The following is a 24,515-nucleotide window of genomic DNA, read 5'->3' as shown; positions in this document are numbered from 1 at the left end:
GCCCTCGGTTTTATCTGGGTCACGTACTGGCGCGGTTAGGCCAGAAGGCGCCGCGCGATGACTTGCGCCTGAATTTCAGCCGCGCCTTCAAAGATGTTCAGGATACGGGCATCGCACAGAACGCGCGAAATCTTGTATTCCAGCGCAAAACCGTTGCCGCCATGGATTTGCAGGCCATTATCGGCAGCCGCCCAAGCCACACGCGCGCCCAACAGTTTCGCCATGCCAGCCTCAAGGTCGCAGCGGCGGCCCTCATCCTTCTCCACAGCCGAGAAATAGGTCAGTTGACGTGCGACCATGATCTCCACCGCCATCATCGCCAGCTTGTTGGCGACGCGGGGGAAGTTGATCAGCGATTTGCCAAACTGCTTCCGGTCCTCGGCATATTGCATGGAGATGTCGAGCGCGGATTGAGCAACCCCAATCGCACGCGCCGCCGTTTGGATGCGCGCGGACTCAAAGGTCTCCATCAACTGTTTGAAGCCTTTGCCCTCTTCCCCGCCCAGCAGGTTTTCCTTTTTGACGTGGAAGTTGTCGAAGCCAAGTTCGTATTCCTTCATGCCGCGATAGCCGAGAACTTCGATCTCGCCGCCGGTCATGCCTTCGGTCGGGAAGGGGGCCTCATCCGTGCCGGGGGTCTTCTCGGCAAGGAACATGGATAGCCCCTTGTAATCGGACGTGTCCGGGTCGGTCCGCGCCAGCAGCGTCATGACATGGGTCCGGGCTGCGTGCGTGATCCACGTTTTGTTGCCGGTAATCTTGTAGTCGCCATTGTCATCTTTGACCGCGCGCGTGCGCAAAGAGCCAAGGTCGGACCCCGTGTTGGGTTCCGTGAAAACAGCGGTGGGCAGAATTTCGGCGCTGGCCAGCTTGGGCAGCCAGTTTGCCTTTTGTTCATCCGTGCCACCGGCGATGATCAGTTCTGCCGCGATCTCGGACCGTGTGCCAAGCGAGCCGACACCGATATAGCCGCGCGACAGTTCTTCGGACACGACACACATGGACGCTTTCGACAGGCCAAAGCCGCCGAACTCCTCGGGGATGGTCAACCCGAAGACGCCCATTTCGGCGAGTTCGTTGATGACCTCCAGCGGGATCAGTTCATCCTTGAGGTGCCAGTCATGGGCGAAGGGTTCGACCTTCTCGACGGCATAGCGGCGGAACTGTTCGCGGATCATCTCCAGCTCTTCGTCCAGACCGGTGGTGCCCACGGTGATATTGGCGGCTTGCTCCTGCATCAGTTCGACAAGGCGCAAACGTGCCGCCTGGGTGTTGCCGCCTTGGGTCAGTTGCGTCACGGCAGGATCCATCAAGCCGCTTTGTGCGTCCTGATCCAAACCCAGATCCTGAAGTCGAATGACCTCACCCTGATTCATCTGGATGCCGCCGTGGATCTGCAAAAGATACTCGCCGAAAGCGATCTGATGGATCAGCTGATCGATCTCGCCGAAATTGCCCTGCGCCTGAAGCGCCTCGGCCCATTTCTGCATCTGCGTCAGGCTTTCCGCATATGTGGCAAGCCATGCAAGGCCATGGGCTGCGGTCTGGTTCGCTTCGATCAACCCGGCAGAGACCTTCCCGTCCTTCGACACAAGGCCGCGCACCTGTTCGGTCGCCGCCAGCGTGATACGCCGAACTGGCTCCAGCGCGGCGGCCGTCTTTGCCAGCAGATCCGGCAAAATTACAGTGTTGTCCATCGTCAAATCCTGACCGTCATGCGCCATTGTGATACTCCACTCTCGTTCCCGAACGACTTATTCATTTTGCAGGTGCAGCGCAACATAAATGCGCAAACACATAGGGAAAGTGACCTAATGTTTCGTTCTGTTTTGCCGCTGTACTTGCTGATGCAGCATGCTATCGCACAGGAATGGAGACCGTTTTTCAGACTTTTCCACTGTGGCTTTGGGTCGCGGCACTTGGCATCGCCTTCTTTGCGGGGTTCGTCAAAGGCGTTGTGGGCTTTGCCATGCCACTGATTCTGGTTTCCGGGCTGGGATCGCTGATCGCGCCGGAACTGGCGCTGGCCGGGCTGATTCTGCCAACTGTCATCACGAATATGCATCAGGCGTTGCGGTCCGGCGTGGATGCCGCGGCTCAGGCCGTGGGTCGGTTCCGCTGGTTTCTGGCCGCGGGCGGTCTGTTTCTGATCTTGGGCGCGCAAGTCGTGCCGTTGGTGCCGAAAAGCGCTTATTTCCTGATGCTGGGCATCCCGATCATCATATTCGTGTTGAGCCAGCTTCTGGGCTGGCGGCCCGCTGGAACGGTTCAGACCAAGCGGCTTGATATTGGAATCGGTGCGTTCGCGGGGTTCTTCGGCGGGATCGCAGGGGTTTGGGGGCCACCCACGGTGTCGTACCTCACGGCGCTGAACACTGAAAAGAACCTGCAAATCCAGGTGCAGGGCGTGATATACCTATTGGGGGCGATCGTGCTTGTCTTCGCGCACGTGTTCTCCGGCGTGTTCACGCTGGAAACGGCGTTGTTTTCCTTGTGCCTCGTGCCACCAGCGATTCTTGGCATGATTGCCGGGCTGATGGTCCATGATCGGATCGATCAAGAGACGTTCCGCCGCGCCACTTTGGTGGTCCTGCTGTTGGCAGGGGTCAACCTTGTGCGGCGCGGCGTATTTGTTTGAGCGTCAGGACGCTTTACGCTCGACCGAAACTCCGGCGACGTCTTCGATGAATGTCACGATTCTGGACTTCACCTGATCATCTTCGATCGAAGACACAGCGTCCAAAATCTTAAGATTCAGGTCCTTGTTATCGTTCGCAGAGTCATCCTGCGGCAGACCTTCGAAGAAATACGAGGTCGGGACACCGAAAATTTTCGACAGTTCGTAGAGCCGGCTGGCCGCAACGCGGTTGGATCCGATCTCGTACTTTTGAATCTGCTGAAACGAGAGATTCAGCTTTTGGGCGACGTCAGTTTGGGACAGACGACGAAGCGCCCGCATTTGTTTGATTTTCTTACCGACGTGAACATCAACGGGATGCGACATAACTACAGTACCTCTGGTTGAACTGTCCTCAATTTCCGTAAAACTGAAATGTCTTTCAATTTGTTAAGTTTCACCATTTTTCAACCACAAATAGTCCATACATGGTTGACTGATAGTAGAGTTATGTATGATAAATGTACCACTGATGGGTGATAAATATACCATTGAAGATGGGAGTGCGCCGGTTTTGGACGGAAGTACGCCAAATATTGAAGTCAGTTCTCGGCAATATCCCTTATTGTTCGAGATATTGAGGTCATTCACGACGCTGGCTGAGACCCTGAATCTTAGTCACGCGGTGCGGGAACTCGGCAGTACGCGCCAAACATTGCGCCGTCACATCTCTCAGTTAGAGGAAATAAAGGGCGGAGCGCTCTTCAATGTTGCCGATCGGCAATATGAATTGACCGATCTGGGCCGCAAGGTTCTGCCCGAAGCAGAGGATTTGCTGACTCAGGCCGATGCCTGGGTCAACGGCAACTCGCAGATGATCAACGGGATGCAGCACCTGAAAATCGTCGGTGACGACGGTTGGTGTTACTATCAGCAGCAGCATCCGATTGGCGGGGTGTTCCGCTCCTCCAACGACATGCTGGGAACATGCTTGCAGGCTTGGGCGGACGCCGGGGGCGAGATCGAGCATGACGCGATGCAGGCCGTGCGTCCCAAATGCATGACGTTTCGCCGGTCCGATGGGAATTGGGTTTTCACCGAAGTCGGCGAGGAAAGTTCTTTCATGTCGTGGTTCGGATGGAAGATTGCGCGGTCTACAATCGGGCGTCCCCTGGGGCAATTGCCGGGGGGAAGTAGATTCGACCGACTCGTTAATGCGGCCTACCTGGAAGTAGAACAAACGCAGTCCTTGCGACTCGATCACTGCTTTACCGTGCTGCAAAACACGGAAATCGGCGGACCTGTGCCTATTTGTTACGAGCGACTTTTGCTCGGATCACGCTTTGCAGACGGTAGTTTTGCCGTCGTTTCAGCCCTGCGAAGGACATATGATGTGGAGATACGTGGTGTGACTGACGATATGTTGCGTCAAATGCCGGAGAAATTTTTGATGTGAGGCAAAGTTAGCCTCAAGCAAGCAAATATTGCGGCAAAAATAAGAACGTGCGTTAACATAGCCTTGAATGCAGAAAGCAGGAGGGGCCAATGGCGCTGTTGGAGTTCAAGGCCGAAGATCGGTTCGAGGCCGTAATCGTCGACCTTTTGGAAAAGCTGGGCGTCACGCTCACAGTCGGTACGGATTTTCACGAATTCAGGGAATATGTCGAAGCGGCGCGATCCGACCATCCGCTTGGCGATCCGTTCGATCCCGATGTGCATGATATGAACGCGTCCAATTCCCGCTGGATTGTCGGCCGCGATCGTAACGGGAAAATCATGCACCTCCATGCGCTGCGTTTGCTCCCGACCGAAGGCGCCACGGTTGCCGACTATTTCCGCCGGAACTTCCACGGTTTTTCCCCGCCAGAGCTGGACATCGATTTCGAACGCTCGCGCTATCGCGCCTGTCCTGCGGCCAAGCGGATGAGCGGGCGGATCGTTTATTCGGGCGAGGTCTGGATCGGCGGTGAGCCTGGCGAGTATCGCGGCACCGGTCTGATCGGCTTCCTGATGCGCTATGCCATGCTGACGGCGATGCGCGAACTGTCGGCGGACTATTTCCTTGGCTTCGTGACATTGCCGCAGGCGATCAAGGGACTGACCTTGCGCTTTGGCTACATGCATGTGGACCCAATGGCCCTGCGCTGGTTCCAGCGTGGTCAGGACAAGCCGTTGGAAGGCACGATGGTTTATGCGGCCGAAGAAGACATTCGTTACATCATGGACCTGCCAGCGTCCGAGTTGGAGGCGCTTGCCGCCTGACGCGCGGTCCCTCCCGCAACAAAAAAGCCCCGGTGCGCAAACGCCGGGGCTTTTTCTTTACACATATAAAGTGTCGATCAGCCGATCTTGGCGGCTTTCACATCGTCATCGATATAGGGCAGGTACTGTTCGAAGTTGCTGGAGAACATCTCCACCAGCTTTGCCGCTTGGCTGTCATAGCCTTCCGGGTCGCCCCACGTGCGGCGCGGATCCAGCAGGACTTCAGGAACACCGGGAACCGCAACCGGAACATCGAAACCGAAATTCGGGTCCTTGCGGAATTCGCCCTTCGCCAATGTGCCGTCCAGCGCAGCTGTCAGCAGCGCGCGGGTCGCTTTGATCGGCATCCGGCTGCCGGTTCCATAGGCGCCGCCGGTCCAGCCGGTGTTCACCAGCCAGCAAGTCGCGCCGTGCTGGGCGATCTTGTCACGTAGCAGGTTGCCGTAGACTTCCGGGCGACGCGGCATGAAAGGCGCGCCAAAGCAGGTGGAAAATGTCGGTTCTGGCTCGGTCACGCCGCGCTCTGTCCCTGCCACCTTGGAGGTGAAGCCCGACAGGAAATGGTACATCGCCTGGGCCGGGGTCAGCCGCGCAATCGGAGGCAGCACACCGAACGCATCGCAGGTCAGCATGATGACGTTCTTGGGATGGCCACCCAGCGCGGTCTTACTCGCGTTAGAGATATAGTGCAGCGGATAGGCGCAACGCATGTTCGCCGTCAGGCTGTCATCCTCGAAGTCCAGTTCCATGGTTTCGGGATCGAAGACCATGTTTTCGATCACGGTGCCGAATTTCGACGTCGTGGCATAGATCTCCGGTTCGGCCTCGGGGTTGAGGTTGATCGTCTTCGCATAGCAACCACCTTCGAAGTTGAAGGTGCCGCGGTCGGACCAGCCGTGTTCATCGTCGCCGATCAGCGTCCGCTCCGGGTCGGCGGACAGCGTCGTCTTGCCGGTGCCGCTGAGGCCAAAGAAGATCGCCGTATCCACCGGATTGCCCGTCGCATGGTTCGCCGAGCAGTGCATCGGCATGATGCCTTTTTCAGGCAGCAAGTAGTTCAGCAGCGTGAAGACGGATTTCTTGTTTTCGCCCGCATATTCCGTGCCGCCAATCAGGATCATCTTGCGATCGAAGTTCAGCGCGATCACGGTTTCCGAACGGCAGTCGTGCTTGGCCGGGTCCGCTTGGAAGCTGGGGCAGTTGATAACGGTGAAGTCTGCAACGAATTCGTCCAGTTCGGACCGCTCAGGCCGGCGCAGCATGTGGCGAATGAAAAGCCCGTGCCATGCCATTTCGGTTACCATGCGAACGTTGATCGCATGGGCACGGTCCGCACCGCCAACCAGATCCTGAACAAAGTAGTCGCGGCCCTGCATATGCGCGACCATGTCATCATAGAGCGCATCGAACCCTTCTTCGGACATCGCAGCGTTCGCTTCCCACCAGATCTTGTCTTCGACCGATGCGGATTTGACGACATACTTGTCCTTGGGGGAGCGGCCCGTGAATTTCCCGGTGCTGACGAGGAAAGCCCCGCCATTGCCAAGCTCACCTTCGCCACGCTTGAGAGCTTCCTCGATCAAAGCTGGTTCGATCAGGTTGTAATAGACGTCGCCCAGTCCGGTGATCCCTTGATCATCAAGCCGAAATTGCGGGTTGACCCGTCCAGTTGCCATTCACTCGTCTCCTGTAGACCCCGCTTGGCGGGTTTTGCTTTGGCGCGATGCGTTTCTCGCTGCGCGAAGTGGGGTCGATGTAACACGGCTGGTTTGCGAATGAATAGGTGCGCTTTGCGAGTTAGCGCCACCACTGGAAAGTTTAGCGCAATCACGCCGAAACGGTTAGGGTCAACTGAAGCGATTGTGCAACAATTCAGTGATTCTCAACGATTTCGCCCCGTAATACGCCTGAATGCACCCGCGATTCGCAGAAGGTTGTTGATTCGCAGACCGGAACGGCAGATTATGGCGAAAAAACAATAGCGTTGAGCAGTAAGGGAAACAGGCAATGTCTAGGATTGCTTTGGTCGATGACGACCGCAACATTTTGACGTCGGTCTCCATGACGCTGGAAGCTGAAGGGTTCGAGGTCGAAACATACAACGACGGTCAAGCAGCGCTTGAAGCGTTCAACAAGAAACTGCCGGACATGGCGGTGCTTGATATAAAGATGCCACGCATGGATGGGATGGATCTGCTGCAGCGGTTGCGCCAGAAAACCCAGATGCCGGTGATCTTCCTGACATCCAAGGATGATGAGATCGACGAGGTTCTCGGCCTTCGCATGGGGGCGGATGATTACGTCAAGAAGCCGTTCTCGCAACGCCTTCTAGTGGAACGTATCCGGGCGCTTCTGCGCCGTCAGGATGCGATTTCCGGTGAGGTCACCGTCGAAGGCGACGACACCAAGGTTATGGTGCGCGGCCAGTTGAGCATGGACCCCCTGCGTCACGCGGTGACATGGAAGGGCACGGATGTGTCGCTGACCGTGACGGAATTCCTGCTTTTGCAGGCATTGGCGCAGCGTCCGGGCTTCGTGAAAAGCCGCGACCAGTTGATGGATGTTGCCTATGACGATCAGGTTTATGTCGACGATCGGACGATCGACAGCCACATCAAGCGGCTCCGCAAGAAGATGCGGACGGCGGACGACACCTTTTCAGCGATTGAGACGCTTTACGGCATCGGCTATCGCTACAACGAAGAGTAAAGCGGCTTATTCTGGCCGAGGGTGAGAGGAACTCCGTGAAGGACGTCGATCCTCCTATGCGTGAGGGCGATGTGATTCTGGGTGACGATTGGGTCGCCCCGAAAAGCAGCGCGCCTACCGAAATGCACGACCAGCGACGCCGGCGCGGTATCCTCGCGCTGCGCTCTTCTCCGTTGGCGCGCAAAATTATCACCTTCAACCTGATTGCTTTGGCGGTTCTGGTTGCGGGTATTCTTTATTCCAATACCGCGCAGGACTCGCTCGCGGCGCAACGTGCGTCCGCCATCGTGACAGAGGTGGAGCTGATCGCCGGCGTCATCGAGGTGCAGCTGCCCGAGAGCGGGCCAGTGAACCTTGCCAGCGGCGCCCCGGTGAATGTTGCGGAAACGCTGTCGCGGCTCGAGTTGCGGTCCAGCGCGGAAGCCTTCGTTTTCGATACCAACGGCACGTTGATCGCCAAGGCCAAAGGCGCGCCGCGCCCGCAAAGCGAAGATGCGCGCGGGGATTTCGCGGACCGCACCTTTTTGACCGATGGCCTGTCGCGGGTGTGGGAGGTCATGGCCGCCCCTTTCACCAGCGCCCCGGCGCCGCAGGCCCCGATCGAAGAACGTATGCGCGCATTGGTCAAACGCTCCACTGAAACGGGGCGCGGGTTCAACATCCAGACACGGTCCGAAACCGGCACGCTGTTCTCTGCCGGGACGCTGATCGAACAGAACGGTGTTCCTGTCGGAATGGTCGCATTGACCAGCGCGGCGGGGGAAATCGACCGCCTCGCGCGGGCAGAGCGGGAGCGGGTTTTGCAGATGTTCGTCATCGCGACGCTTGTGTCGATCGGGCTCAGTCTTGTGCTTGCCTCCACCATCGCCAATCCGATCGCTGATCTGTCCGCCGCGGCGGAACTGGGCCGCGACCGCAATTCGCGGTCTGTCAATCCGGGGCGTGTGCGCATTCCGGACCTGACCGCCCGGCCCGATGAAATTGGCCGCCTTTCCGGCGCGCTGCGCAATATGGTCGCCGCGCTCTATTCCCGGATCGAGGGTAACGAACAATTCGCCGCCGACGTGTCGCATGAGATCAAGAACCCGCTTGCCTCGCTGCGGTCTGCCGTGGGCACGCTGCGGATGGTCAAGCGCGACGATCAGCGCGAGAAGCTGCTGGATGTGATCGACCACGACGTCCGGCGCCTCGACCGGTTGGTCAGCGACATCTCTAACGCCTCGCGTCTGGATTCGGAGTTGGTCAAAGAAGAACAGGAACCCTTCGATCTGCTCAAGATGATCGGCAATCTGGGCCAGTATCTTGGCGAGGACGCGCGCAGCAAAGGGGTGGAATTCATTCTGGATCTGCCCAGCGGGCCGATCGAAGTGCATGGGCTGGAAGCGCGTCTGGCGCAGGTCTTCGTCAACCTGATTACCAATGCGATTTCCTTCTGCGAAGATGGCGATGCGATCCGCGTTTGGGCGCGCAAGCGTCAAAACCGGGTGCTGGTCGTGGTCGAAGACACCGGTCCCGGCATTCCCGAACAAGCGCTTGGCAAGATTTTCAAACGCTTCTATTCCCAGCGCCCGGAAGAGCATTTCGGCAACAACTCCGGCCTCGGGCTGGCGATCTCCAAGCAGATTGTCGAAGCGCATGGCGGCGTGATCTGGGCCGAGAACATCCGCCCCACCGATGCCGACATCACATCAGAGCCGCTGGGCGCGCGTTTCGTCGTCGGCCTGCCAGTCTAAGGTCAGGTCGCGGCGATGACGGCGCACAGAAACTGGCCGCCGCAATCGCTTCCTGTCACGATCCACGCCAGCGCGGTTTCCGTCGGCGGGCAGGGCTTGTTGCTGCACGGGCCCGCCGGATCGGGGAAGTCGTCCTTCGCATTGCAGATGATGGCGTTCGGGGCCGCACTGATCAGCGACGATCTTGTGACACTGGATGCGCAGGGCGGGGGGATCATGCTGAAACGCCCCGAAACCGCCCCGGACGATTGTGGCATCGAAGCGCGCGGTCTTGGCATCTTGCGCGCCGATTGGACGGATGCCGCGCCGCTTTCGCTGATCGTCGATATGGGCACGGGAGAGACAGCGCGTCTGCCAGAGCCGCAGTATCTGCAACTGGCGTCGACGCGAATTCGTGTTCTCAACAAGGTGGACAATCCGGCATTTCCTGCCATGGTCCTGCAATATTTCAGACAGCCCGAAAGGTGACGGCTTGGCGGACACTCCGCGCAGACTGGTACTTGTGACTGGCCCGTCGGGCGCAGGATTGTCGACGGCGACAGCCGCTCTCGAAGATTTGGGATTCGAGGCGATCGACAACCTTCCGATTCGGTTGGTGCAACCGCTGCTGGATCATCCCGGCCCAGACCGCCCCGTTTCACTTGTTCTTGATATGCGAAACCGGGATTTTTCGCCGCAAGGCTTTCTGGAATTGGTGGACGAGGTCTCGCAGCGGCCAGATATGGACCTGCAAGTGCTGTATCTCGCCTGCCAGCCAGAGGAAATCCTGCGGCGTTACTCTTCTACCAAGCGGCGGCACCCGATCCTTGATGCACCGACGCTGGCGGACGGCATCGCGATGGAGACAGAGCTCCTGCGGCCCATCGCCAGCCGCGCGGATGTGCTGATCGACACGACGGAACTGAACCCGCACGAGTTGCGCGCGGAAATAAGCAATGTTTTCGGTGGTATCGCGGCCTCGCGGATCGCCGTGCAGGTGCAATCCTTCAGCTATCGGCGTGGCGTTCCGCGCAGCGCTGATATCGTCTTTGACTGCCGGTTTCTGCAAAACCCCCATTGGGTGCCCGCGCTGCGCCCCCTTGATGGGCGCAGTCCGCGTGTGCAGGACTATGTGGCGCAGGATGACCGCTTTGCAGCGTTCGAGGCCAAAGTCCTGGACCTTATTCTATTCCAGCTTCCGGCAGCACAGGAGGAAGGAAAAAGCTATCTGTCCATTGCATTCGGGTGCACGGGCGGTAAACATCGCTCCGTCACGCTGGCTGAAAAGGTTTCGACCGCTCTTGCAGAGGCCGGCTGGCAAGTGTCAACAAGGCACCGCGAACTGGACCGCCGGCCCGGCGAAGAGGCACCGAAGTGATTGGAATCGTGATTGTTGCCCATGGCCAACTGGCCAAAGAGTATCTGGCAGCGATTGAACACGTGGTTGGGTCTCAGGACGGAATCCGTGCGATCGGAATCGAACCGAACCATGACCGCCAAGCCAAGCAGGTGGAAATCTGCGACGCTGCGGATGCGGTTGATGTCGGTGATGGTGTCGTGGTCGTGACCGATCTGTTCGGTGGATCCCCTTCCAATCTGAGCTTGCTCGCCTGCCAACCTGCGGGGCGGCGCATCCTGTACGGTGCCAATCTGCCCATGCTCATCAAGCTGGCGAAATCGCGTGACAGCAGCGTCGCGGACGCGGTGCGGGCTGCGATGGAAGCAGGCAAGAAGTATATCGACGCGCAGAACATCAGCTCCGAGACATAATGATAAGCAACGCCGGCGAGGACGAATGACGACGATCACGCTCCAGATCATCAATGAAAAGGGACTGCATGCCCGCGCTTCCGCGAAACTCGTAGAGGTCGTCGAAGGCTTTGATGCCAGCGCCGAGATCAGTAAAGATGGCGTAAGTGCATCAGGAGACAGTATTATGGGCTTGTTGATGTTGGCAGCGTCCAAGGGAAGCAGTATTGACGTCGAAACATCCGGACCGGATGCTGACGCTTTGGCAACTGCGTTGGAACTGCTGGTTGCGGACAAATTCGGCGAAGACGCCTGAGGCCAGCGGCCTCTACGGAAAGAAAAAGGCGGCAAGCTTGGTGGATAGTACACAAAACCGACTAGGCGTTGGCGGTACGCGCAACAGCGGCGTCAATTCCGATGGCAATCTGGTATTCACGAAATATGACCGGCGCAGCCTGTCATATGCCTCTACGTTTGATGATCCGTGGAAATCCGCAGCGATCAGCGCGATTGAGGCGTTCACCGGAAAACTCACGATTCTGCGGCTGATCCGAAAGTTCGAGAAGCGCGGCGCACCGCAAGGCCAAGCGTTCTGGCGCGCCTGTCTCGATGTCATGGGGATCGATCTTGAGACTCCGCAAGCGCAGCTTGACCGCATTCCCAAAGAAGGTCCGGTGATCGTTGTTGCCAACCACCCGCATGGGATGGTCGACGGCATGATCTTTGCAGACCTGATCGGGCGTGTCCGCTCCGATTACCGCATTCTCACCCGGTCGTTGTTGACCGCGATCGACGATGTGGCTGGCAGCTACATGATCCCGGTGCCCTTTCCCCATGACAAGGACGCGCAGCGCAAGGGTGTCGAAATGCGCGCCAAGGCGATGAAACATCTGGGCGAGGGCGGTGTCGTCGCGCTGTTTCCGTCAGGCGTGGTTGCTTCGTCGGACACCTGGTTCGGCCCGGCGATTGAGCGCGAATGGAACGTGTTCACCGCAAAGATGATCCGCAAATCCGGTGCCACCGTCGTGCCGATGCGGTTCCCCGGTCAAAACAGCCGCGCCTATCAGATCGCGAACAAAGTGTCGCCGATCCTGCGCCAAGGCCTGTTGCTGCACGAGATCGTCTATTCGCTGAACAAGCCGCAAGCGCCGATTGTCGGGCATCCCATCCCGGATGAAACCGTTCAAAGCTTCAGCGACGATCCACGCGGCTTCATGGCATGGCTGCGCGATCACACATTGGCGCTGAAGGACTAAGACGCCTCAGCGCGTCGGGACCGGCGTGTCCCCGCGATAATCGTAAAATCCGCGCTGGCTCTTACGGCCCAGCCATCCGGCCTCGACATATTTCGTCAGCAGCGGGCAGGGGCGATACTTGGTGTCCGCCAACCCGTCATGCAGCACGTTCATGATCGCAAGGCAGGTGTCCAGACCGATGAAGTCGGCCAGTTCCAGCGGCCCCATCGGGTGATTGGCCCCCAGCTTCATGGAACTGTCGATGCTTTCCACATTCCCGACGCCTTCATAAAGCGTATAGACCGCTTCGTTGATCATCGGCATCAGGATGCGGTTCACGATAAAGGCGGGAAAATCCTCGGCGGTGGCGGCGGTTTTGCCCAGCTTGGCGACCACCTCTTTGCAGGAATCAAAGGTTTCCTGATCCGTTGCGATGCCCCGGATCAACTCGACCAGCTGCATCACCGGCACAGGATTCATGAAGTGAAAGCCCATGAACTTCTCTGGCCGGTCTGTCCGCGATGCGAGGCGGGTGATCGAGATCGACGAGGTGTTGGACGTCAAAATCGTATGCGGCTGCACATGCGGTAGCAGATCTTCAAAGATCGCCTGTTTGACGGTTTCGCGTTCGGTCGCAGATTCGATGACAAGATCGACCGCCCCCGCATCGGCGAGGCGCGTAGTGGTGCGAATTCGCTTTAATGTGTCGGCTTTCTGCTCTTCGGTAATCACCTCGCGCGAGGCTTGCCGGGCGAGGTTCTTGTCGATCTTTGCAATCGCAGCAGCCAACGCATCTTCGGATATGTCATTAAGAACAACATCATAACCCGCGAGCGCCATGACATGAGCAATCCCGTTGCCCATCTGGCCTGCCCCGATAACGCCAACGCTCTTGATAGCCATGCGGATCTCCTTCTGTTCCTGCGCACCATATGCGGCGCGAGAGGCGGTCTGCAAGCGAGGATGCGGCAGGTTCGAGATTAGCGAAATATCAACCTCCGCTTCCCATAAATCCCTGTGGGTAAAAATGGTGGGTGTTATGACCTTAGATGCAATGGGCGCTCAGGCGCTCGACTATTTGCCGTGCAGATACGGCAACTCAAAGTTACTCTTTCGGGGACCGCGGCGGGACTTGTCGGAACCCTATATTGCTTTCCTTGGCGCGAACGAGACATACGGCAAATTCATTGAAACTCCGTTCGTGGCGATGCTGGAAGAAGACCTTTCCATGACCTGCGCGAATTTCGGGTGTCTCAATGCCGGGGTCGATGTGTTCCTGCACGATCCCTTCGTGCCGGATGCCACCGCAAAGGCGCGTTTGACCGTGCTGCAGGTGCCATGCGCCCAGAACCTGTCCAACCGCTTCTACACCGTGCATCCACGCCGCAATGATCGGTTCGTATCGGCGACCAAGATGCTGCAGGCCATCTATCCGGATGTTGACTTTGCCAAGTTTCACTTCAACAAACATATGCTGGGCGCGCTGAAACAGATGTCGGAAGAACGCTTCTGGCTGGTCGAACAGGAACTGCGGCAGGCCTGGATTGCCCGTATGCGGACCTTGATGGAACGGATCTCCGGCAAGGTGGTTCTGACGTGGATTTCCGCGCGCGCGCCCAACGATCTGGACCGCATAGATGTAGAGCCCATGCATGTCACGGGCGAGATGCTGGAACTCGTGCGCCCCCATGCCACCGAATATGTCGAGGTGAAGCTATCGCCAGAGGCGCTGGAGAACCCTTTGAACGGCATGATCTATTCGCAGATGGATGCCCCCGCCGCGCAGGAAATGCTGGGGCTCAAAGCGCATCGCGAGATTTCCCAGACTCTTGGGCCCGTCCTGAAGCGGATGGTCCATTGAAAAGGCCCGCACGTGGCGGGCCTGATCAAATTCTTGACTGACGGTGCAGGTCAGAGCTTTTCGGTCAGCTCCGGGACGGCGTCGAACAGGTCCGCCACGAGGCCGTAATCAGCCACTTGGAAGATCGGCGCTTCTTCGTCCTTGTTGATCGCCACGATGATCTTGGAGTCTTTCATACCAGCAAGGTGTTGGATGGCCCCGGAAATCCCGACAGCAACATACAGGTCCGGTGCGACGACCTTACCGGTCTGGCCAACCTGCCAGTCGTTCGGCGCATAGCCGGAATCGACCGCAGCGCGCGACGCGCCCACGGCGGCGCCCAGCTTGTCTGCCAGTTTCTCGATCAGGGCGAAGTCCTCTTCGGAGCCAACACCGCGACCGCCGGAAACAACGATGCCTGCCGATGTCAGTTCGGGGCGATCGCTTTCTGCAACCTTGTCTTCCACCCATGTGGACAGGCCCGGATCGGCAGCCGCCGACACGGTTTCAACAGACGCAGAGCCGCCAGTGCCCGCCGCATCGAATGTCGATGTCCGGAAGGTGATGACTTTCTTCGCGTCGGCAGATTTGACCGTTTGCACAGCGTTGCCGGCATAGATCGGACGTTCGAACGTGTCGCCATCGACGACGCCGGACGCGTCAGAGATGACCATGACGTCCAGCAGGGCTGCAACACGGGGCATCACGTTCTTGGCGTCGGTGGTCGCCGGGGCAACGATGTGCTCGTAATCACCGGCGAGCGACACGATCAGCGCAGCGGTGGATTCCGCAAGGCGGTGGCCCAGCGTGGCGTCTTCTGCCACCAGAACCTTGGACACGCCATCGATCGTCGCGGCGGTTTCACCCGCAGCAGCGGCAGAGCCGCCCGCGCACAGAACGGTCACGTCGCCCAGTTTCTTGGCCGCGCTGACCGCCTTGGCGGTTGCGTCCATCGACAGCTCGCCGTCGTTTACTTCTGCAAGAAGAAGAACAGCCATTATACAGCCCCCGCTTCCTTGAGTTTCGCCACGAGTTCGTCAACCGAACCCACCTTGATGCCGGCAGCGCGGGCCGCGGGCTCTTCCGTTTTCACGACCGACAGGCGCGGGGAAACGTCGACGCCGTAATCGGCGGCGGTTTTCTCGTCCAGCGGCTTTTTCTTCGCCTTCATGATGTTCGGCAGCGACGCATAGCGCGGCTCGTTCAGGCGCAGGTCGACGGTGATGATCGTCGGCATGGTGACTTCGATGGTTTGCAGACCACCATCGACTTCGCGCGTGACCTTGGCTTTGTCGCCCGCAACTTCGACCTCAGAGGCGAAGGTTGCCTGGCTCCAGCCCAGCAGCGCCGACAGCATCTGGCCAGTGGCGTTCATGTCATTGTCGATCGCCTGTTTGCCGCACAGCACAAGGCCGGGCTGCTCTTCTTCGACGATCTTCGCCAGGATCTTGGCGACGGACAGCGGTTCGATATCGGTATGCACGTCATCGGCAGCCACGACGAGGATCGCACGATCCGCACCCATTGCCAGAGCCGTCCGCAGCGTTTCCTGCGCTTGTTTCACACCGATGGAGACGGCGACGACTTCTTCGGCCTGACCGGTTTCCTTCAGGCGAATGGCCTGTTCGACGGCGATTTCGTCGAACGGGTTCATCGACATTTTCACGTTGGCGAGATCAACACCGGAACCATCCGCTTTTACACGAACCTTCACGTTGTAGTCGATCACGCGCTTGACAGGTACCAACACCTTCATGAGCGATCCTCTCCTCGGTCAATTCGACTCACCCGTTTCGGGCGGCCAGTTTTGTTCCAGCGAGGTTTAGCGAAGACGATTGGCCTAAAACAGCGCAAAATCGTCGCGCTATCGTCAAAGGACGCCACGTTTGCGCTGAGTTCCCCCGCGTCAGGCCTCAAAATTGGTTATCGGTTGGCGCCCGGAACCCACAGGACGTCATCCTTGCCGCCGTTATTTGCGACCCGTGCGGCCACGAAAAACCAATCGCTAAGGCGGTTGAGGTATTTGACCGCTGCGGGGTTCACGGCCTCCATCGTGGCCAGTTCGACGGCCATGCGTTCGGCGCGGCGCGAGACTGTCCGGCACACATGCAGTTGCGCGGACAGAACCGAGCCACCGGGCAGGATGAAGCTGCGCAGCGGCTCCAGCGCGCTGTTCATGCGGTCGATTTCCGCTTCGAGCCGTTCCACCTGCGCGTCGATCATGCGCAGCGGCGGATACTCGGCCTCGGCATCCTGTTCCATGTCCGGGCGGCACAGATCCGCGCCAAGATCGAACAGGTCGTTTTGAATACGGTTGAGGGCCGCGTCGATCTCGCCATCGGCGTGCAGACGCGCGACCCCGACGAAGGAATTCAGTTCGTCCGACGTGCCATAGGCCGCAACCCGCATGGAGTGTTTGGCCACCCGCGCGCCATTGCCAAGCGCCGTTTCACCGGCATCCCCGGTCTTGGTATAGATCTTGTTGAGTACGATCATCAGTTCCCCGTCCCGCGCAGCGCCACCAGGATGACGATCAGCAGAACCGCCACGGCCTGCGCGATAATCCGGTAGCGCATCATCTTGTTGGAAAATTTGGCGCTGTCCTTGCCGCCTTTGGCAAAACTGCCAAGGCCGAGGGCGAGGATCACCACCACTCCAAAGCACACCGCAAGGATGACGTAGAAAAGGATGTCTTGGGTCATGGCGCGCTCCTTGCCGTTCGACGCCAAGACTTAGCGGGCGCGGCGGCAAAAGCGAACGCTAAATATCGCCGCAGGGCCGCATCAGCCGCGCGCGGAAATCCAATCCAGCGCGCGGGTCGGCAAAATTCGGCGCAGCGCGGCCATCAGGTAAGTCGGTGTCGTGACGTAGTAACGGGGGCGAGGGCGACGGGCTGTCAGCGCATGCAGCAGCTTGTCGGTAACGGCGGAAGGCGGCAGTTCAAAGCGGTCCTTCCCCCGGTTTTCATACAGCCGTTTCAGCAGGCTGCCCTCGTACTGGGCGCGGCGCGGCGAGTTCTGCCAATCGACCCAGCGTTCGAATTGAGGGATCGCGTTCTCGCGGAACTTCGTGGTGATCGGACCCGGTTCGATCAGAACAACGTGGATCGGCGTGTCCCGCATTTCGATGCGCAGCGTGTCGGTCAGGGCTTCCAACGCGAATTTCGTCGAGGAATAGGCCCCGCGCCAGGGCAGGCTGACGAAGCCAAGGACACTGGAACATTGCACGATGCGTCCATGGCCTTGCGCCCGCATCACCGGGATCACGGCGCGTGTCAGTTCATGCCATCCGAAGAAATTCGTCTCAAAGATCTCGCGCAGCGCATCGGTAGGCAGGTCTTCGACCGCGCCGGGGCTGGCGAAGGCGCCGTTGTTGAACAGCGCATCCAGCGTGCCGCCGGTTTCAGCCAGAACCTGGGCGAGGCCGCTATGGATGCTGTCCCGGTCCGCATAGTCGATGCGCGGGCTATCAAAGCCCTGAACGCGCAGACGGTCGCAATCTTCTTGCCGGCGGCAGGACGCAAAAACGCGCCAGCCCGCGCGGCGCAGGCTATGGGCAGCGTCCAATCCAATGCCAGAGGAACATCCGGTAATGAGAATCGTCGGCCGCGCCATGTAGGGGTCGCCTTTTCAGGTGGGATAGGGCTTGCGGACCGCGCGTCCGGTCAGCCTTCGCTCAGAAGAAAGTCCGCGACCCATCCGACAGACCCGGTGTCGATCGAACGCATGCGAATCCAGCCGGAGCCGTTGTCTTCCAGCACTTCGACCTCATCGCCGCGCACCATTTTGGTGACTACGCCGAAATCGGTGCCCGGACCGCCACGCACGTTCACGCGGTTGCCGGTGATGTTGCGAATATCGGCGGATTGAGCCGCTGCCGTGATCGTTGCCGCCGATGCAGCGCGGGTCTTTTCGACAAGGCTCGGGATCACGATGCGGGGAAGCTCGTCCTTCGCTTCGGCCGCCGCCGCGATGGCTTCGACCGGGGTCGGCTTGGCCTTGCGGGTTTTGCCGGACATCACGTCATCCACAGATGTCAGGTTCAGCGAAACGCGCGTTACCTCGACCGACTCTTGAAGCGGCACGGCCTGACCGTCGCCGCCGCGATGGGCCGCCATCAGGGCAACAGGCGCATCGGCACCCATGCGGGCGCTGCGCGGCTCAAACTCCGCCCCGCCAGACATTTCGTAGAAAGCCCATCCAAGAAAGGCAAAAGACAGCAAAATAAAACGTACCATTGACCGAAACCCCCAGTCCTCACACTCATTGTACCACATTTGGCAGCAGAAATCCTTCGCTGTCACATTAGTGTGATTCTTGGGAGTCCCTCAGTGGGAAATTCCATACCTTTTCCCCAGAGTGGCGATTTTGCCCCAGATGCACAGATGCTGGCTTGATGCGGATTCGCCCCGCGTTTACACAGCATTCATGTCCGACACTGTTGATGATCCCGACATTCGCCAACCCGATCTCAGCGAACCTTTGCGGCGCGCGCTGGGCGATCGTTATCTGACCTATGCGCTCAGCACGATTATGCACCGTGCCTTGCCCGATGCGCGCGACGGTCTGAAACCGGTACACCGGCGAATCCTTTACGCCATGCGCGAATTGCGCCTGACCTCGTCCGGCGGGTTCCGTAAGTCGGCCAAGATTTCCGGCGACGTGATGGGTAACTATCACCCCCATGGCGATGCCGCGATCTATGACGCGATGGCGCGCTTGGCGCAGGACTTCAACGTGCGCTACCCGCTTGTCGACGGGCAGGGCAATTTCGGTAATATCGACGGCGATAACCCTGCCGCCTCGCGCTATACCGAAGCGCGCCTAACCATCGTGGCAGAGGCATTGCTGGACGGGCTTGCCGAAAACGCCGTTGATTTCCGGGACAATTATGACGGCACGCTGACTGAACCGGTGGTGCTGCCAGCGCAGTTCCCCAACCTTCTTGCCAACGGATCCAGCGGGATCGCGGTGGGCATGGCGACGAACATCCCGCCGCATAACATCGCGGAACTGGTCGATGCCTGTCAGCACCTGATCCGCACCCCCGATGCGCGCGACGATACGCTGCTGCAATACGTGCCGGGCCCCGATTTCCCCACTGGCGGCGTCATTGTCGAGCCGCGCGAGAACATCGCGCAGGCCTATCGCACCGGCAAAGGCGGCTTCCGCCTGCGCTGCCGCTACGAGGTAGAGGATCTGGGCCGCGGCCAATGGCAGATCGTCGTCACCGAAATTCCCTATCAGGTTCAGAAATCCAAACTGATCGAAAAGCTGGCGGAGCTGATCCAGACCAAGAAAATCCCGATTCTTGCCGATGTGCGCGATGAGTCTGCTGACGATATTCGTCTGATTCTCGAACCGCGGTCCAAGAATGTGGACCCGGAGGTGCTGATGGGGATGCTCTACCGCAGTTCCGATCTGGAAGTGCGGTTCAGCCTCAACATGAACGTCCTGATCGATGGGGTGACACCCAAGGTCTGTTCGATGAAGGAAGTGCTGCGCGCGTTCCTCGACTTTCGGCGCGAGGTTCTCGTCCGGCGGTCCGAGCACCGGATGGAAAAGATCGACCACAGGCTGGAAGTGTTGGAAGGCTTTATCGTTGCCTTCCTCAATCTTGACCGCCTGATCGACATCATCCGTTACGATGACGATCCGCGCGCTGCCCTGATGCGCGAGGATTGGAGCCTCGACCATGTGCGCGCAGCGTCGGAGGCGGATTATGTCTCCCCCGCACCGGGCGAGGGCGAATTGTCCGAAGTGCAGGTCGATGCGATCCTGAACATGCGCCTGCGGTCCTTGCGGCGACTGGAAGAGATGGAGCTGATCCGCGAACGCGAAGCCCTGATGGCAGAGCGCGCGGGCCTGGAAGACCTGCTGGACAGCGAGGCCCTGCAATGGGGGCAAATCTCTGACGAACTCAAGGACGTGAAGAAGCGCTTTGGCAAGGAATACGAAGGCGGCGCACGGCGCACCACCTTTGCCGAAGCCGGGGAGGTCGAGGACGTTCCGATCGAAGCGATGATCGAACGCGAGCCGATCACCGTGGTGTGTTCCCAGATGGGCTGGGTGCGCGCGATGACCGGGCATATCGATCTGACGCGCGAATTGAAGTTCAAGGATGGCGACGGGCCGCGCTTTATCTTCCACGCAGAGACGACGGATCGCCTGCTGATCTTCGGCTCCAACGGGCGGTTCTATACGGTGAGCGCGTCCAATCTGCCCGGTGGTCGCGGCATGGGGGAGCCTTTGCGCCTGATGGTGGATTTGCCGAACGAGGTCGAGATCATCGACATTTTTGCGCATGTGCCCGGACGCAAGCTGCTTGTTGCCTCCAGCGCGGGGGACGGTTTCGTGGTGCCCGAGGATGAAGTGGTCGCGCAGACACGGTCCGGCCGGCAGGTTTTGAATGTGCGCGGCGACGTGCGCGCGCAGGTCTGCAAACCAATTACGGGCGATACCATCGCGGTGGTGGGCGAGAACCGCAAAGTGCTGGTCTTTGGCCTTGATGAGCTGCCCGAAATGGGACGCGGCAAGGGGGTGCGACTGCAGAAGTACAAGGATGGCGGCATGAGCGATGTCACCACCTTTGAGCTTGCGCAGGGGCTGACCTGGCTTGATCCGGCGGGTCGTACCCGGACCGAGACGCAGCTTGACGAATGGCGCGGTAAACGGGCCAGCGCTGGACGAATGGCGCCGCGCGGCTTCCCGCGTGACAATAAATTCACCTAAGACGCCAAGGTCGGCAACGAGCCCTTCTTACATCCGCTATGCGTTGCAACTATTGTCTTATGCGACACATAGATAACAAACCGGATTCCTCTGAACATGTTCTTGAAAAATGCTTGGTACGTCGCTGCATGGGATCACGAGATCACGCGCGAGTTGCAGCAAATCATGGTTTTGGGCGAGAAAATCTGCGTGTTCCGCTCGGAGGCTGGCGAATTGATCGCGTTAGAAGACGCATGTCCGCACCGCAAGCTTCCCCTGTCCAAAGGTCGGGTCAAAGGCGATACAGTGGAATGCGGCTACCACGGATTGACCTTCAATTGTGTTGGCCAATGCGTATGGGCACCAGGGTCTAGTGGTATTCCGTCCAACGCTAAGGTGCACGCCTATCCCCTACATGAAAAGTACGGACTCGTATGGATTTGGATGGGCAATCCGGCTCTTGCAGACGCGTCCGAAATCTTCGAGATCGAGAATTATGACAATCCTGAATGGGGCATTAACCGTGGTGCCGCAATGGAACTGGACTGCAACTACCTGCTGATGTGCGACAACTTATTGGACCCAACCCATGTCGCTTGGGTGCACCAAAGCAGCTTTGCTACCGATGCGACAAAGGACACGCCGCTGAGGATAACAAAGACCAACGATGGGGTGATTGTGCATCGTTGGATGATGGATCACGAACCCGCGCCATTTTACAAGAAGATCGTTGAGTTCGAAGGCAATTGCGACAGGCTTCAGCACTATGAAGTGCGCTATCCATCTCATGCTTTGATCAAGGCCGTTTTCACACCGGCGGGAACAGGCGGCAGTGATGGCCCTTTGCATGAGAACACGTTCATCATGGACAGCTACAACTTCATGACTCCGACGACCGAAAGTCAGACGCGCTACTATTGGTTCCAATTGCGCAATATTAGACCCGAAGATGAAGCTCTTAGTCAAATGATGAGCGATGACGTCCAGCATGCTTTTGAGGAAGACCGAGCTGTCTTGAATGAGGTGCAAAAGGGTATGAGCAGTAAAACCTCACCACATATCGATTTACCTATCGACGGGGGCCAACTCCGGTTCAGGCGGCAACTGCAAGCAATGATCAATGAAGAGCGGGAAGTTGATCAACAGATGGCCGAGTAGTCCGAAGTCGCAAAGCAGCCATTTGGAACAGAGGAATCGACGACTGCTTGGTCCGCGTTGCTGACCTTGGCTCAGGCCGCGTCGGCCTCCAGCCAGACGCCGCCCTTGGGGCGCAGGGTCAGGATCATGACGGGCTCCGGGTCGTGGCCTGGTACGGGCTTGAAGCGGAAGCGCGACAGGAGCGTAGCGAGGATGATCACAGCCTCTTGCAGCGCGAAGGATGCGCCGATGCAGATACGCGGTCCATCTCCGAATGGCAGATAGGCATAGCGGTCCGGTTTCTGATCGAACCGTTCAGGCCGGAAGGCGTCGGGATCGTCCCAAAGAACATGGCTGCGATGCAGGGCATAGATCGGGATGATGACCGTATCGCCGGGGTGAATGTCGCGGTCGCACAGCCTGTCGTGATGGGTCGCAGCGCGCGATACCATCCCGGCGGGGGGATAAAGCCGCAGCGCCTCATCAATGATCTTCCGGATATAGGGCAGGTGTTCGACATCCTCCGCAGTGGCGGCGCGGCCTTGCAAAACGGATGCTGCCTCGGCGCGGGCGCGGTCCTGCACCGATTGGTCGAACGCCACAAGATAGAGCGACCACGCCAGTGTCAGCGCGGTGGTCTCGTGGCCCGCCACGATGAAGGTCAGCAGGTTGTCGCGCAATTCGCCCGTGTTCATCTGCCGCCCGGATTTCGGGTCTTGCCCGGCCAACAGCAGATCAAGCAGATCCGGCACTCCCTCCGGGCCGCGATCGCGGCGGGCGTCAATGGCCCTGTCCGCGACGGCTTTCATTTCCTTCAGGGCGTTGCCGGCAATCATCCGGCCCGGACGCGGCACCCAGTCGGGCAGGCCCAGAATATCGAAGAGAGACACCTTGCCGGCCTCCGCGATGTAGTCGTCGATGGCCCGGTGTACGCCGTCACGGTCGAATGTATCGCCGCCCGAGAACGTCACATCCGCGATCACGTCGAATGTCGTGGTCACCATTTCGTCCAGCATGTTCACGGCACGAGGGCCTGCGGCTGCGATGCGCTCTGCCGCGCGTTCCGCGGCGCGCGTCATGATCGGGGCCAGATTCATCATGTTTCGATGGGTAAAGACGGGGGCCGCCGTGCGCCGCTGCCAACGCCAATGCGCCCCTTCCGCGATGAACAGGCTTTCGCCGATGGCAGGCTTCAACAGGTTCTTCGTCACCAGTGATTTCGGATATTGGTCCAGACGGTCCAGCAGCATCTCGCGGATCGCCTGGGGATCCATCACCATATGCCAGCGTTTGCCGGTCTTGCCCGACACCATCGGCTGACGCGTCGCGATATCGGGAATGATGCTCAGCACATTCTTGCGGGACTCGCGCAAGGATTTGAGGATGCCCCAGGGTTCCGTCACAAGCGGCACGCGCGCGGGTACTCGGCTGGACAGGGCATCTTTCATGGTAGGTCTCCCTTGCTACACTTGAATATAGACCTTGCGGCCCGGATCGCCAATTCGTTGCGCCGGGTGCTGCCCTGCGGTAGCTAGGCATCTGACGCATGATCAGGATGACCGTATGTTCCGTTTCGCCCTTGTTTCGATTTTCGCTCTGGCTCTGGCCGCGTGCAGCCCGTCCGGCCGCGATCTCGACGAACCCGCCGTGCCGCTGGGCGACTTCAAGCTGGGGCACAATGTGGTCGTGGCCCCCAAAGCCGTGCGCGGACCGCTCAGCCGCAAGGCCAGCGAGAAGGAGCTGACCAGCAGCCTGACCGAGGCGATCGCCGCCAGGTTCGACCGCTATGAGGGTGAAAAGCTTTATCATTTCGGGGTCAGCGTCGAAGGCTATGTGCTTGCAGCGCCCGGTGTGCCGCTGGTCTATTCGCCCAAGTCGATCATGATCATCAACGTGACGGTCTGGGACGACGCCGCGAACCGCAAGCTGAACGAAAAGCCCGAACAGATCACCGTGTTCGAAAGCCTGTCGGGCGAAACGATCATCAGCTCCGGCCTGACGCAGTCGCGCCAGCAACAGCTTGAGAATCTCTCGATCAACGCGGCAAAGCAGATCGAACTCTTTCTTCAGACGAAAATGAAAGAGGAAGGTTGGTTCGGCGCGGAAATCGAAGAGACTATCATCGAAGAAACAACGCGATAGTCGAACACACTCGACGCTTGATTTTCGCCGGCTTTCGCAATATGTGCCGCGCGGAGTAACTCCGGGTCACCGACGACCCCATAATCAAAGGGCGCCTGAACGACATGGCAAAGGAAAAGTTTGAACGCACGAAGCCGCACGTAAACATCGGCACGATTGGTCACGTTGACCACGGCAAGACGACGTTGACGGCGGCGATCACGAAGCAGTTTGGCGACTTCAAGGCGTATGACGAGATTGACGGCGCGCCGGAAGAGAAAGCGCGCGGGATCACGATTTCGACGGCGCACGTTGAGTACGAGACGGAGAACCGTCACTACGCGCACGTCGACTGCCCCGGTCACGCGGACTACGTGAAGAACATGATCACCGGTGCGGCGCAGATGGACGGCGCGATTCTGG

Annotated in this window: 26 protein-coding genes; 15 read left to right on the top strand and 11 right to left on the bottom strand. The window is 59.0% G+C overall.

The genetic code is table 11. From position 1 onward, the window contains the following. Nucleotides 1-35 precede the first annotated feature (35 nt). Nucleotides 36-1,724 carry an acyl-CoA dehydrogenase family protein gene (locus E4Z66_RS14515; RefSeq protein ID WP_136463776.1) on the bottom strand — a complete coding sequence of 563 codons (1,689 nt, stop codon included), beginning with the start codon at nucleotides 1,722-1,724 and terminating at the stop codon, nucleotides 36-38. Between the two features lie 146 nt (nucleotides 1,725-1,870). On the opposite strand from E4Z66_RS14515, the gene E4Z66_RS14510 reads away from it, so the two are divergent. Next, nucleotides 1,871-2,638 (top strand): sulfite exporter TauE/SafE family protein, encoded by a 768-nt coding sequence (locus tag E4Z66_RS14510; protein ID WP_136463775.1) that lies wholly within the window; start codon nucleotides 1,871-1,873, stop codon nucleotides 2,636-2,638. Nucleotides 2,639-2,641: 3 nt separating this feature from the next. Here E4Z66_RS14510 and E4Z66_RS14505 read toward each other — a convergent pair whose 3' ends face one another. Continuing rightward, nucleotides 2,642-3,004, bottom strand: a complete 363-nt coding sequence (locus tag E4Z66_RS14505; protein ID WP_136463774.1) for a helix-turn-helix domain-containing protein — start codon at nucleotides 3,002-3,004, stop codon at nucleotides 2,642-2,644. A gap of 145 nt (nucleotides 3,005-3,149) precedes the next feature. Here E4Z66_RS14505 and E4Z66_RS14500 point away from each other — a divergent pair, with 145 nt between their 5' ends. Together E4Z66_RS14500 and E4Z66_RS14495 are read left to right on the top strand one after the other, a co-directional pair. Further along, the gene (locus E4Z66_RS14500; RefSeq protein WP_136463773.1) at nucleotides 3,150-4,073 is read left to right on the top strand and encodes a LysR family transcriptional regulator; all 924 of its coding nucleotides are present in this window, start codon (nucleotides 3,150-3,152) and stop codon (nucleotides 4,071-4,073) included. Between the two features lie 89 nt (nucleotides 4,074-4,162). Beyond that, the gene (locus tag E4Z66_RS14495; RefSeq protein ID WP_136463772.1) at nucleotides 4,163-4,879 is read left to right on the top strand and encodes a hypothetical protein; all 717 of its coding nucleotides are present in this window, start codon (nucleotides 4,163-4,165) and stop codon (nucleotides 4,877-4,879) included. Nucleotides 4,880-4,956: 77 nt separating this feature from the next. Here the strand turns inward: E4Z66_RS14495 and E4Z66_RS14490 are convergent, their stop codons facing one another. Further along, nucleotides 4,957-6,555 carry a phosphoenolpyruvate carboxykinase gene (locus E4Z66_RS14490; protein ID WP_136463771.1) on the bottom strand — a complete coding sequence of 533 codons (1,599 nt, stop codon included), beginning with the start codon at nucleotides 6,553-6,555 and terminating at the stop codon, nucleotides 4,957-4,959. Between the two features lie 331 nt (nucleotides 6,556-6,886). Here E4Z66_RS14490 and E4Z66_RS14485 point away from each other — a divergent pair, with 331 nt between their 5' ends. The 7 genes from E4Z66_RS14485 (at nucleotide 6,887) to E4Z66_RS14455 (ending at nucleotide 12,305) form a co-directional block, all read left to right on the top strand. Continuing rightward, complete coding sequence (locus E4Z66_RS14485; RefSeq protein WP_136463770.1) at nucleotides 6,887-7,588, top strand: response regulator transcription factor; 702 nt, start codon at nucleotides 6,887-6,889, stop codon at nucleotides 7,586-7,588. A gap of 56 nt (nucleotides 7,589-7,644) precedes the next feature. Beyond that, the gene (locus E4Z66_RS14480; protein ID WP_136464170.1) at nucleotides 7,645-9,321 is read left to right on the top strand and encodes a sensor histidine kinase; all 1,677 of its coding nucleotides are present in this window, start codon (nucleotides 7,645-7,647) and stop codon (nucleotides 9,319-9,321) included. Nucleotides 9,322-9,336: 15 nt separating this feature from the next. Beyond that, nucleotides 9,337-9,789 carry an HPr kinase/phosphorylase gene (locus E4Z66_RS14475; protein WP_136463769.1) on the top strand — a complete coding sequence of 151 codons (453 nt, stop codon included), beginning with the start codon at nucleotides 9,337-9,339 and terminating at the stop codon, nucleotides 9,787-9,789. Nucleotides 9,790-9,793: 4 nt separating this feature from the next. Continuing rightward, a complete protein-coding gene (rapZ, locus tag E4Z66_RS14470) occupies nucleotides 9,794-10,678 on the top strand; it encodes an RNase adapter RapZ (protein WP_136463768.1) in 885 nt (294 codons plus the stop codon). After that, on the top strand, nucleotides 10,675-11,070 hold the full coding sequence (locus E4Z66_RS14465; protein ID WP_136463767.1) for a PTS sugar transporter subunit IIA: 396 nt from the start codon (nucleotides 10,675-10,677) through the stop codon (nucleotides 11,068-11,070). The genes rapZ and E4Z66_RS14465 overlap by 4 nt, the downstream gene beginning before the upstream one ends. Before the next feature lie 25 nt (nucleotides 11,071-11,095). After that, on the top strand, nucleotides 11,096-11,365 hold the full coding sequence (locus E4Z66_RS14460) for an HPr family phosphocarrier protein (protein ID WP_136463766.1): 270 nt from the start codon (nucleotides 11,096-11,098) through the stop codon (nucleotides 11,363-11,365). 109 nt (nucleotides 11,366-11,474) lie between these two features. Then, nucleotides 11,475-12,305 (top strand): lysophospholipid acyltransferase family protein, encoded by an 831-nt coding sequence (locus E4Z66_RS14455; RefSeq protein WP_246036054.1) that lies wholly within the window; start codon nucleotides 11,475-11,477, stop codon nucleotides 12,303-12,305. 6 nt (nucleotides 12,306-12,311) lie between these two features. Here E4Z66_RS14455 and E4Z66_RS14450 read toward each other — a convergent pair whose 3' ends face one another. Then, nucleotides 12,312-13,187, bottom strand: coding sequence for a 3-hydroxybutyryl-CoA dehydrogenase (locus tag E4Z66_RS14450; RefSeq protein WP_136463764.1), 876 nt, complete (start codon nucleotides 13,185-13,187; stop codon nucleotides 12,312-12,314). 124 nt (nucleotides 13,188-13,311) lie between these two features. On the opposite strand from E4Z66_RS14450, the gene E4Z66_RS14445 reads away from it, so the two are divergent. Further along, complete coding sequence (locus tag E4Z66_RS14445; RefSeq protein ID WP_342773455.1) at nucleotides 13,312-14,145, top strand: DUF6473 family protein; 834 nt, start codon at nucleotides 13,312-13,314, stop codon at nucleotides 14,143-14,145. A gap of 50 nt (nucleotides 14,146-14,195) precedes the next feature. On the opposite strand, the gene E4Z66_RS14440 is transcribed toward E4Z66_RS14445, so the two are convergent. The 6 genes from E4Z66_RS14440 to E4Z66_RS14415 all read right to left on the bottom strand — a co-directional run bounded on the left by E4Z66_RS14440 (nucleotide 14,196) and on the right by E4Z66_RS14415 (nucleotide 18,361). After that, on the bottom strand, nucleotides 14,196-15,122 hold the full coding sequence (locus E4Z66_RS14440) for an electron transfer flavoprotein subunit alpha/FixB family protein (RefSeq protein ID WP_136463762.1): 927 nt from the start codon (nucleotides 15,120-15,122) through the stop codon (nucleotides 14,196-14,198). Then, nucleotides 15,122-15,880, bottom strand: coding sequence for an electron transfer flavoprotein subunit beta/FixA family protein (locus E4Z66_RS14435; protein WP_136463761.1), 759 nt, complete (start codon nucleotides 15,878-15,880; stop codon nucleotides 15,122-15,124). Before E4Z66_RS14435 ends, E4Z66_RS14440 begins: the two co-directional genes overlap by 1 nt. Before the next feature lie 167 nt (nucleotides 15,881-16,047). Further along, a complete protein-coding gene (locus E4Z66_RS14430) occupies nucleotides 16,048-16,620 on the bottom strand; it encodes a cob(I)yrinic acid a,c-diamide adenosyltransferase (RefSeq protein WP_136463760.1) in 573 nt (190 codons plus the stop codon). Beyond that, nucleotides 16,620-16,826, bottom strand: a complete 207-nt coding sequence (locus tag E4Z66_RS14425; RefSeq protein WP_136463759.1) for a twin transmembrane helix small protein — start codon at nucleotides 16,824-16,826, stop codon at nucleotides 16,620-16,622. Before E4Z66_RS14425 ends, E4Z66_RS14430 begins: the two co-directional genes overlap by 1 nt. A gap of 81 nt (nucleotides 16,827-16,907) precedes the next feature. After that, a complete protein-coding gene (locus E4Z66_RS14420) occupies nucleotides 16,908-17,738 on the bottom strand; it encodes an SDR family NAD(P)-dependent oxidoreductase (RefSeq protein ID WP_136463758.1) in 831 nt (276 codons plus the stop codon). Between the two features lie 50 nt (nucleotides 17,739-17,788). Further along, on the bottom strand, nucleotides 17,789-18,361 hold the full coding sequence (locus tag E4Z66_RS14415) for an SH3 domain-containing protein (RefSeq protein ID WP_136463757.1): 573 nt from the start codon (nucleotides 18,359-18,361) through the stop codon (nucleotides 17,789-17,791). Between the two features lie 190 nt (nucleotides 18,362-18,551). On the opposite strand from E4Z66_RS14415, the gene E4Z66_RS14410 reads away from it, so the two are divergent. Together E4Z66_RS14410 and E4Z66_RS14405 are read left to right on the top strand one after the other, a co-directional pair. After that, nucleotides 18,552-20,855 (top strand): DNA topoisomerase IV subunit A, encoded by a 2,304-nt coding sequence (locus tag E4Z66_RS14410; RefSeq protein WP_136463756.1) that lies wholly within the window; start codon nucleotides 18,552-18,554, stop codon nucleotides 20,853-20,855. 96 nt (nucleotides 20,856-20,951) lie between these two features. After that, nucleotides 20,952-21,992, top strand: a complete 1,041-nt coding sequence (locus E4Z66_RS14405; protein ID WP_136463755.1) for an aromatic ring-hydroxylating dioxygenase subunit alpha — start codon at nucleotides 20,952-20,954, stop codon at nucleotides 21,990-21,992. Between the two features lie 71 nt (nucleotides 21,993-22,063). Here E4Z66_RS14405 and E4Z66_RS14400 read toward each other — a convergent pair whose 3' ends face one another. Continuing rightward, nucleotides 22,064-23,419, bottom strand: a complete 1,356-nt coding sequence (locus E4Z66_RS14400; protein WP_136463754.1) for a cytochrome P450 — start codon at nucleotides 23,417-23,419, stop codon at nucleotides 22,064-22,066. A 115-nt stretch (nucleotides 23,420-23,534) separates the two neighbouring features. On the opposite strand from E4Z66_RS14400, the gene E4Z66_RS14395 reads away from it, so the two are divergent. Together E4Z66_RS14395 and E4Z66_RS14390 are read left to right on the top strand one after the other, a co-directional pair. Next, complete coding sequence (locus E4Z66_RS14395; protein ID WP_136463753.1) at nucleotides 23,535-24,113, top strand: hypothetical protein; 579 nt, start codon at nucleotides 23,535-23,537, stop codon at nucleotides 24,111-24,113. Nucleotides 24,114-24,217: 104 nt separating this feature from the next. Further along, nucleotides 24,218-24,515 (top strand): GTP-binding protein (locus E4Z66_RS14390; RefSeq protein ID WP_211097166.1); only part of this gene is annotated, 298 nt, incomplete at its 3' end.

Source organism: Aliishimia ponticola, from assembly GCF_004803475.1.
Taxonomy (GTDB): domain Bacteria; phylum Pseudomonadota; class Alphaproteobacteria; order Rhodobacterales; family Rhodobacteraceae; genus Aliishimia; species Aliishimia ponticola.
The sequence above is the reverse complement of the archived record's forward strand: the minus strand, read 5'-3'. Positions and strand labels throughout refer to the sequence as shown.